The following is a 9,690-nucleotide window of genomic DNA, read 5'->3' as shown; positions in this document are numbered from 1 at the left end:
GTGCCCATACATTCCTTTCGGCAATCCATATTGCTGCCATTGTCATTTTTTACCTTTAATGAGTCCTGACCCTAGAGTATTTTTAGAGCATTTTATCTTTGAAAAAGATAAAGCGCGAGGCGGCGGCACAGCGCCGCCTTTCCGAGGCATCCCGGCGTCTTGCGGCGGCGCACTTGCAGTCCACCCCTTCCCCTCGTATACTTGTGCGGAGCGGCATAGTGTCGCTCCTTTTTTCTGTGATGAGGCATCCATGAGCGTAGTACCGACCAGACAGCCTTCCGTCCTCCTGTTGTGCAAGAGCGAACAGGCTGCCGCGGTGGACAAGCGCGCCCTGCGCGATGCGGGGGCGACCCAGATCCGCACCATGACGTCCGGCCTTGACGCCGCGCGCATCATGGCCGGGCTGGAGCCGGACAAACCTGCGCTCGATCCCGACATCATCGTCTGCCAGCACAAGCTGGACGATATCGACGGCGAACAGTTCTGCGCCCTGCTGCGTCTGCATCCCCGGCTGCTGGGCACGCCCATACTGCTGCTTTTGCCCAACGACGACGAGGAGGCCCAGCTCCGCGCTCTGGGCTGCGGCGCCAGCGCCCTCATGGGACGCCCCTTTTCCGTGGACGCCCTGCGCAAAAACCTGCAGGCGCTCATGGCCTATGACCAGCGCATGACCCAGCTGGACAGAGGCAAGGAAAACGCCGATCAGCAGGCCTTTGATGACGCCCTCGCCACCTACGGCGTCCTGCTTAAACCCGTTCGCACCCCGGATGACTACTTTTATGTCGGTATGCGCTGTCTGGAGGAAAAGCGCTGGAACGCGGCGCTCAGCGCCTTTCAGCGCAGCCTGCAGGGCGCGCAGATCCGTGGCGAGGCGCTGCTTGGCATGGCCGTGGCCTGGCGGGGCAAGGGGGATCTCGTGCGCTGCCGCCGCTGCCTTGAGCAGGCGGCCCTCACCTTTGCGCTGGCCAAGCGCTGGCACAATGCGCGCACGGTCTTCGTACGTCTGCTGCTGGAAGATCCTCAGGCCAAGAGCCCCTTCCTTACCGCGGCGCAGCGCCTCATGCGCGAAAACCGCTATGCCGACGCGGCCCGGGCGCTGGCGGCCGGTATCGATCTGACGCCGCCGCAGCTGGTCGGCACGCGTCTGGCCCAGATCTGCATGGCCTCCGGACAGCCGCAGGCCATGTTCGATCAGCTCCGCCAGCATCTGAACGGCGAGCTGGGCCAGCAGGCCGGCGACCTGACCCAGGCCATCCGCTGCCGCATGGAAGATCTGCAGAAACAGCAGGCCGAACGGCAAAAACAGAACGCGCAGGAGCGCCAGCGCCTCATTGCCCGTGAGATGCGCGCCCGAGCGCGTGAAAATGAGGCCGCGGCCGCCAGTGCGGACGGCCCTCTTTCCGAGCAGCCCGTGGCGGCCCCCTTCGAGGCCCCGGCGGAAACGCCGCTCCCGCCTCCCTCACGCAGGAACGGTGCCGCCGACGAGGCGGAAAGACCGTCCAGCCTCCCCCCCGATGCGGAAGCGCCTGCCGTCCGCGGGGCATTGCCCGCCGCAATCCCCTCGCTGCCGCCCGCGACGGCGTCGCCCTATCTTGCCCCCCTTTCCGAAGAAGATGCCAGCAGCACGCTCTTCAAGCGCCTGCCCGGCGTCAATGAGCTCTGCTCCGTCATCAAATGCACCTGGAAACTGGCCCGACGAAAGAAGCACGAACGCAAGTGAACGCGCCGCGTTTTGCCGTTTTTCGTGACGAAACGATTTAAAAAAAGCCCTTCGCTGCCGCCAGTCATGGCCGTCGAAGGGCTTTTTGCGTTCGTCCGCATCTAGGCTCAGGACTCATTACGCTTTTTTGAGGGGGAAGAAACCCCATCTTCCCCAAAACCCGCTGCTCGGGCAAGAGCAATTGGAAACGAAAGACCTCAGGCGGTAGAAATAAGTATTTATTTACAACGTGTTATAGAAATATCCCCATCAGGACATATTGCCGAATAATGAGTCCTGAACCGAGAGCGGATTCGCATTGAACTTGTGTCCAACTTCCCCGCTGACGCTGCCCTCACACTACGGAAAAAGCGTGGTTTTTCCGTGTGTTCGGTTGCGGGTAGTCGCTCTCGCGACTACCGGAGCGATCCACATTTTCAATGTGGAATTGCTCTCAAGCGTTTCATCTTTGAAAAAGGTGAAACGCGAGGCGACGGCACAGCGTCGGTCAGCTCTGCACGCCGTGGCCCGGCTCCTGCAAGCCCTTGGCCAGGCTGCAAGCCCGGCAGGCCAGATTTTCGGCGGCCCGCACCGGCGAAAGGGTCTCTCCCCCGCAGCGCCGCTGCGCGGACGCATCACGGCCGGTCTCCCGCTGTTCCGCGGGCTTCGCGCCCGGGCACGGCGTTTCCGGGCATGACGCCTCCCCCTGCTGTTCGAGGCCCGTATGCGCCACGGACATGAACAGCTTGATGCGGTTGAGCTGGTTGGCCTCGCTGCTGCCGGGATCGTAGTCCACGGCCATGAGGTTGGCGTGCGGACGCAGGCGCTTGAGCTCCTTCATGACGCCCTTCCCCGTGATGTGGTTGGGCAGGCAGCCGAAAGGCTGGAGACAGAGCACGTTGTTGACGCCGTGATCGATGAGCTCCAGCATCTCCGCCGTCAACAGCCAGCCCTCGCCCGCCTGGTTGCCGCGCGAGATGATGCCGCGCACGCTGCTTGCCAGATCCCCGATGCGCGACACCGGCAGGAAGCGGCTCCCCTTGAGGGCCTGCCGCATGGCCTTGCGCAGGGACTCCACCCGCCGGATGAAGAACCAGCTGGTCAGGGCCGGCAGGACGCGTCCGCCCAGCCGCTTCCACGAGTACACCGGGTCCATGGAACAGTAGAGGAAAAAGTCCATGAGATCCGTCAGGACGGGCTCGCCGCCCTCCTCGCGGATATGCTGCGCCACCTGATTGTTGGCGTCAGGATGATACTTGAGCAGGATCTCGCCCACGATGCCGACCTTGGGACGCGGCACATCGTCCAGCCGGATGCGGGAGAAGTCCCGCACGATCTCGTGCATATGCTCCCGAAAGACCGCGCTGTCGCCCCAGACCGAGCTGGAACGGGCCCGCCGCAGCCAGCCGTGCAGCAGCTCGTCGGTATCGCCCTCGTGCAGCTCGTTGCAGCGGCAGGACATGCTGACGCGCTGCAGCATGTCGCCGTACAGGCAGCCCAGGATCATGCGGTGGAAGAGCTTGGCCGAGATGCTGAAGCCGGGATGCCGGTTGACGTCGCCACTGGTCATGGTGAGCACGGGCACCTGTCCGAAACCGGCTTCCTGCAATGCCTTGCGCAGCAGGGCCGGATAATTGCTGGCCCGGCAGGGGCCGCAGGTCTGCGCCAGCATGAGCGCCGTGCGCTTCGGGTCGCACTGGCCGTTCTTGAGGGCGTCCAGCAGCTGCCCGATGACCACGATGGCCGGATAGCAGGCGTCATTGTGCACATAGGTCAGCCCCAGCTCGATGGCGTGCGGACTGACCGACGGCAGCACCTCCAGATGATAGCCGGAATGGTTGATGGCGCTCTTGAGGATGTCGAAATGCAGGGGGGCCATCTGGGGCGCAAGGATGGTGTGCGTCTCGCGCATGGCCTTGGTAAAGACCGGACGCGGCTCCGGCCGCTGCCGCTCCGTGCGGCGCACGGCCGCCTCCCGCCGCTCGCGCACCGCCGCCAGCAGCGAGCGGATGCGGATACGCGCGGCCCCCAGCGATGAGCCTTCGTCGATCTTGATGAGCGTGTGCAGCTTGCCGGCCCGCTGGAGCAGCTCGGCCACCTGGTCGCTGGTGATGGCGTCCAGCCCGCAACCGAAGGAGGTCAGTTGCACGCTTTCCAGCTCCGGCGTATCGCAGACCAGCATGCTGGCCCGGTACAGACGGGAATGATAGCTCCACTGGTCAAGCACCCGCAGGCTGTCGTCCAGCCGCCCCAGATGCGCCACGCTGTCCTCGCTGAGCACCGCCGCGCCCAGCGAGGCGATATACTCCGGCAGGCCGTGATGCACGGCCGGGTCCACATGGTAGGGCCGCCCGCAGAGCACGATGCCCAGGCCGTTGCTCCGCCGCACCTGCTCCAGCACCCGTTCCCCCTCGGCGCGCAATTCGGCGCGGTAGTTCTCGAATTCCCGCAGGGCCGCCCGGCCCGCCTCGCGCAACTCGCCACGGGGAAGGCCGAATTCCTCATGCATGCGATCCACCAGCGCATCCAGGCTCTGCAGGGAGACGAAAGGCGTGTGCAGCCGGACCCCCTGCTGCCGCACCTCGTCGATGTTAAGGCGGATGACCTCGGGATAGCCGGAGACCACCGGACAGTTGTAGCCGTTGGCCTTGGTGATGGCGTCGCCGCGCTCGCGCGGCAGGCAGGGGAAGAAGATACGCTTCACCCCCTGCTGCAGCAGGGCCGTCACATGCCCGTGCGCCAGCTTGGCCGGATAGCAGACCGTCTGCGACGGCATGGAGGACAGACCGAGATCGAAAACCTCCTTGCCCGATTCCGGCGACAGGATGACCCGGAAGCCCAGCTTGGTGAAAAAAGTGAACCAGAACGGATAATGCTCGAAAATGTTGAGCACCCGCGGGATGCCGATGACGCCGCGCGGCGCGTCCGCCTCGGCCAGCGGCGTATAATCGAACAGTCGCCGGTTTTTCCAGGCGTAGATATTGGGCATGGGCTGCGCGTCCTCGTGGGCCGCGCCAAGCTGGCCCGCGCCCCGCTCGCAGCGGTTGCCCGCCACGAAACGCCGTCCGTTGGAAAAGCGGTTCAGCGTCAGCCGGCAATGGTTGCCGCAGCCCTTACAGCGCAGATGCTTCGTCTCGATGCGCAGGGCCCGCAGCGTCGCGGATTCCAGCGGATGGCGGCTGCCTTCGGTCACCGGCCGGCGGGCCGCCAGCAGGGCCGCGCCGTATGCCCCCATGAGCCCGGCGATGTCGGGACGGAACACCTCCCGCTGCAGCAGCCGCTCCATGACCCGCAGCAGGGCGTCGTTCATGAAGGAACCGCCCTGCACCAGCACCCTGTCGCCCAGCTCGTCGGGGCTGCGCAGCCGCAGCACCTTGTACAGGGCATTGCGTATCACGGAATAGCACAGACCCGCCGCGATGTCCCCGATCTCCGCCCCTTCCTTCTGGGCCTGCTTGACCTTGGAATTCATGAAGACCGTGCAGCGCGACCCCAGATCCACCGGATGCCGGGCAAAGAGCGCCGCCCGCACGAATTCCTCCATGCTCAGATTGAGGCTCTGGGCGAACGTCTCCAGAAAGGCCCCGCATCCGGCCGAACAGGCTTCATTGAGGGTCACGCCCGCGATGCAACCGTCCCTGGCCTTGAGGCACTTCATGTCCTGCCCGCCGATGTCGATGACGTAGGTCGTCTGCGGCACGAGGCGGCAGGCGGCCTTGAGGTGGGCGACGGTCTCCACTTCCGTCAGCGACGATCCCAGCGCCGCCTGTGCAAAGGACGCGCCGTAACCGGTGCAGGCGCTGTCCTCGATCCAGGCCCCTTCCGGCAGAGAGTCCGCCAGATCGGCCACATACGGCAGGAGCTCGGCCAGCGGATCCCCCTGATTGCGGCGATACCAGGTGGTGATGACCGCGCCTTCCCGGTCGGTCAGCACGGCCTTGACCGTGGTGGAGCCCAGATCGACCCCCAGATAGAGCGGGCCCCGCGCCTCGTCCAGCGGACGGCGGCTCACCGCTCCGGCCGCATGACGCTGCCGAAAGGCCTCGTATTCCTCCTCGCTTTCAAAAAGCGGCGCCAGCGTGGCCGTGCGCTCGCCGTCCAGCGCCCGCGTGCGGGCGCGCTCGGCCAGCTCTTCCACCCGCAGCGGCGCGGACTGCACGGGCCGCGGCTGCCCCGGCAGCGCCATAAGGCTCAGTGCCGTACCGCGCGCAACGATATATTGCGCGTCCGGTACGTCCATGACCTCTTCCGGCTTCAGCTGCAGCGTCTCGATGAATCGCTGCCGCAGGGCGGAAAGGAAATGCAGCGGCCCGCCCAGAAAAGCCACTCTGCCCCGTATGGGATGTCCGCAGGCCAGCCCGCCGATGGTCTGTTCCACCACGGCCTGGAAGATGGAGGCCGCCAGATCCTCGCGTGCCGCCCCTTCATTGAGCAGAGGCACCACGTCCGTCTTGGCGAACACCCCGCAGCGCGAGGCAATGGGATAGATGGTCGTATGCTTCAGCGCCAGTTCATTGAGGCCCGGCGCATCCGTATGCAGCAGCACGGCCATCTGATCGATGAAGGCCCCTGTCCCCCCGGCGCAGGCCTCGTTCATGCGCAGGTTGTCCGAGCCGTCGGAGAAGTACAGGATTTTGGCGTCCTCGCCGCCCAGCTCCACCGCCACGTCCGTCTGCGGCGCCAGCACCGATATGGCCCGCGACGTGGCCAGCACTTCCTGCACGAAGGGCAGTTCCAGCGCCTGCGCCAGCTTGAGCGCGGCCGAACCCGTGATGGCGGCCCGCACCTGCAGACCGGGATATTTGGCCGCCAGCTCGTCCAGCAGGGTGCAAAGGGTCGCGCGTACCGCCGCGCCATGCCGCTGGTAGCGCGCCTCCAGCAGATCGCCCGCCGCATCCACCAGCGCCAGCTTGACCGTAGTGGAACCGGCATCCAGTCCCAGATAGAGCACGGAATCGTCCATCTCCGCCAATCCTTGCCGCCGCGGCGGCCATTTCGCCCTTGCGGGCGTGCGTCGTAAAAAAATCTCCACGCAACCGGTTCAGCAGGCGCACGCCTGCCGCTGCCGCCAGCGGCGTGCGGCCGCATCCAGTACGCACATGGCCATGTCCCCCATGTGCGTCTGTACCCGGGGCGCCTGGCACAGCAGCGGCACCAGCACCGAGGAAAAACGCCTGTCCGCCACCAGCAGCAGCACAAAGGGCCCCAGCGCGCTCACCAGGCAGCATTCCAGCTCCGGCGCATCCTGCGGTATGCCCGTCATATCGCTGATGATCCCCTTGATGATGCGGAACTTGGCCGCCACCACCCGGCGCATCACTTCCTGAAAATACACGGACGGCGCCACGATCTCGCGCGCCCAGGCGCGTATGTGCCACTGCTGCGGCGCGGCCAGTCCGGCCATGAGCGCCGTCACGATGCGCTGCATCTTCTCCCGCGCGGGGATGGCCTCCCCGGCAAGATTATCCAGGAACTCCCGGTCGATGATGCGGTTGTGCATATCCTCCAGGACCGCCAGATACAACCCCTCACGGCTGCCGAAATGATAGTTGATGGCCGCCATGTTGATGTTGGCCGTCTCGCAGATGCGTTTCGACGTCGTCTGCGCAAAGCCGTTTTCCGCCATGAGCTGCCCGGCCGTTTCAATGATGCGGGCACGCGTCTGCTCGCCGTCCACGCGCGCGCCGCGCCCCCCCGCTCCCCCTTCTCCCGCCGGGGAAACCGTGTGCTTGCTGGCCATCCTCTTCTCACTCCGAAAACCCAAAAATTTCCGCCGCTCCCTCACGGCAACAAGGTTCAATCTATCTAATTCAAATTTGAATTTCAACAAAACAAATATTTCTTTTTGTTGCAAAGGGTGATTTTATTTTCTTGCGGGGGAAAGGGGGGACTTTTTGCAAAAAGTCCCCCCTTTCCCCCGCCCCCCCTTTCCCCTTCAAAAACTCTTGTCAGGGTGGATGACAGGAAGTTGTCCTTCAGCAAGGCATCCCCTGCCCGCTGGTCCCCGGAGGGTAGCTGCTTTTCTTTTTTTGATCCGTTCGCGGGCTGGCGGCTTCGGCCCTCTCCCCTGCTTTTTTGCCATGCCGCCGGGGGACTGGCGGGCGGGGGACGGCCTGCCGGGGAACGTCACCCCGTCATCCTCCCCGGCAAGATTTTTTGCGGGATGGATGGGGGGCGCGGGGGGAAGGAAGGGGGCTTTTTTGCAAAAAAGCCCCCTTCCTTCCCCCCGCATACAAACCCTCCCCCGTCTGCCGGTTACCTATGGATCTTGCGGGCGATGGTCTCGGGGTCGAGGCGGTGCAGGTAGCGCAGGCGCAGGCTGTAGCACAGGGCGCTGAAGCCGAGGGCGAGCAGGTAGGCTGTCCAGAAGCCTTGCGCCCCCAGGGGGGCGGCGGTCAGCCAGTCGGTACGAGCCAGCATGTAGCCCACGGGCAGGCCTATGCCCCAGTAGGATACCAGACAGACGATGGAGATGATGCGCGTATCGTTGTAGCCGCGCAGGATGCCGATGCTGATGGTCTGCACGGCGTCCACGAACTGATAGGCCGCCGTGAAAAGCAGGAGATGCATGGTCAGGGCCGCCACCTGCGCGTCATCGATATAGATGGCGATGATCTGTTCACGGAACAACAGGGTGCAGGCGGCGGCGAGCAGCGAACAGCTCATGCCGAGGCAAAGCGCCGTGCGAGCGGCCACACGGGCCCGCCAGATGCGCCCCGCGCCGAGGAAGTGCCCCACACGGATGGTGGCCGTGATGTTGAGCGAGAGGGGCAGCATGAAGATCATGGCTGAGTAGTTCATGGCGATCTGATGACCGCTGACCACGATCTCCCCCAGAGGGGCCAGGAGGATGGCCGTCAGAGCAAAGAGCGAGACCTCGAAGCAGACGGCCAGCGCGCCCGGCAGACCGATACGCAGGATGCGCAACACAAGAGCGCCGTCCAGACGGGGGAAGGGCTTGCCGTTCGCGTCATGGGCGAGGCCGGGCCGGAGCATGGGCAGGAAGAGCGGGCGCAGATGGCGGTACTGGCTGTCGCGACGCACATAGAAGAGCATGCAGAGGGCCATGAACCAGAAACAGATGGCCGTGGCCACGCCGCAACCCACGCCGCCCAGCTGGGGCAGGCCGAGCTTGCCGTAGATGAAGACGTAGTTGACCGGCACGTTGAGCGCCAGGCCCAGGATGCCTACGATCATGGCCGGGCGGGTCCGTGAAAAACCTTCCAGAAAGCTGCGGACATTGATGAAGAGCATGAGGCCGGGCAGGCCCCAGAGCATGGCCCGCAGGTAGCCGCCCGCGATCTCCGCCAGACGGCCGTCCAGACCGAAGATGTCCAGATGGTAAGAGAGGACGGAAAAGACGCTCATGAGCAGAAGGCAGAGGAAGAGCGTCAGCCAGATGCCTTGCCGCAGCAGCTGGGCGGCCTCATCCCGCTTGCCCGCCCCCACAAGATGGGCGGTCATGGGCGAGAGCGCCAGCAGGCAGCCCACGCCCAGCAGAGAGACCGGGGCCCAGATGGAACCGGCCACGGCCACGGCGGCCATGTCCGTGGTGCCGTACTGGCCGGTCATGGCGGTATCCACAAAGTTCATGCCCATTTGCGTGGTCTGGGCAATAAGGACGGGCAGCCCAAGCGAGACGAAACGCCGCGCCTCGGCGGGCGAAAAAATATCCTGAAACATAGAGTCTATCCTGTCGGGAAGATGCTTGTGGGGATACGCCCCGCCGGGTAGAGCGTTTTGCCTTTGAAAAAGGTAAAACGCGAGGCCGCCTGGTTTGAAACGCAAAACGTTTCAAACGAAAAATGCTTCAAGGCCTGTCAACACTAATTATAATTTCAACATATAGTCCATATCCGCCGTACACGCTTCGCTTGCCTTTGCGGCGGGGTTGCTTCGTGCCCCTGACTCTTCCCCCGGTAAAAGCGCGCTGGGGAAGGGATGGGGGGCTTGGGGGGAAGGGGAACCCCTCCCGCGCCGGCGGCGACCGA

General features: G+C 64.6%; 4 protein-coding genes. 1 reads left to right on the top strand and 3 read right to left on the bottom strand.

Going from position 1 to position 9,690, the window contains the following annotated elements; genetic code table 11:
* Nucleotides 1-250: 250 nt before the first annotated feature.
* Entirely contained in the window at nt 251-1,720 is a 1,470-nt protein-coding gene (locus Q0K12_RS11835; protein WP_297263178.1) for a histidine kinase, read from the top strand.
* A 487-nt stretch (nt 1,721-2,207) separates the two neighbouring features.
* On the opposite strand, the gene Q0K12_RS11830 is transcribed toward Q0K12_RS11835, so the two are convergent.
* From Q0K12_RS11830 to Q0K12_RS11820, 3 genes are all read right to left on the bottom strand, one after another.
* Nucleotides 2,208-6,662, bottom strand: a complete 4,455-nt coding sequence (locus tag Q0K12_RS11830; protein WP_297263177.1) for an acyl-CoA dehydratase activase-related protein — start codon at nt 6,660-6,662, stop codon at nt 2,208-2,210.
* Between the two features lie 78 nt (nt 6,663-6,740).
* Nucleotides 6,741-7,439 (bottom strand): CerR family C-terminal domain-containing protein, encoded by a 699-nt coding sequence (locus Q0K12_RS11825; protein ID WP_297263176.1) that lies wholly within the window; start codon nt 7,437-7,439, stop codon nt 6,741-6,743.
* 515 nt (nt 7,440-7,954) lie between these two features.
* Nucleotides 7,955-9,382: an MATE family efflux transporter gene (locus Q0K12_RS11820; RefSeq protein WP_297263175.1), complete on the bottom strand. Its 1,428-nt coding sequence runs from the start codon at nt 9,380-9,382 to the stop codon at nt 7,955-7,957.
* Nucleotides 9,383-9,690: the final 308 nt, after the last annotated feature.

Origin of the sequence: uncultured Desulfovibrio sp., assembly GCF_944324525.1 — a bacterium.
Taxonomy (GTDB): domain Bacteria; phylum Desulfobacterota; class Desulfovibrionia; order Desulfovibrionales; family Desulfovibrionaceae; genus Desulfovibrio.
The sequence above is the reverse complement of the archived record's forward strand: the minus strand, read 5'-3'. Positions and strand labels throughout refer to the sequence as shown.

Coding starts and splice junctions, on each gene's coding strand:
- Q0K12_RS11830 (WP_297263177.1), bottom strand. CDS start 6,662: ATGGACGATTCCGTGCTCTATCTGGGACTGGATGCCGGTTCCACTACG.
- Q0K12_RS11835 (WP_297263178.1), top strand. CDS start 251: ATGAGCGTAGTACCGACCAGACAGCCTTCCGTCCTCCTGTTGTGCAAG.
- Q0K12_RS11820 (WP_297263175.1), bottom strand. CDS start 9,382: ATGTTTCAGGATATTTTTTCGCCCGCCGAGGCGCGGCGTTTCGTCTCG.
- Q0K12_RS11825 (WP_297263176.1), bottom strand. CDS start 7,439: ATGGCCAGCAAGCACACGGTTTCCCCGGCGGGAGAAGGGGGAGCGGGG.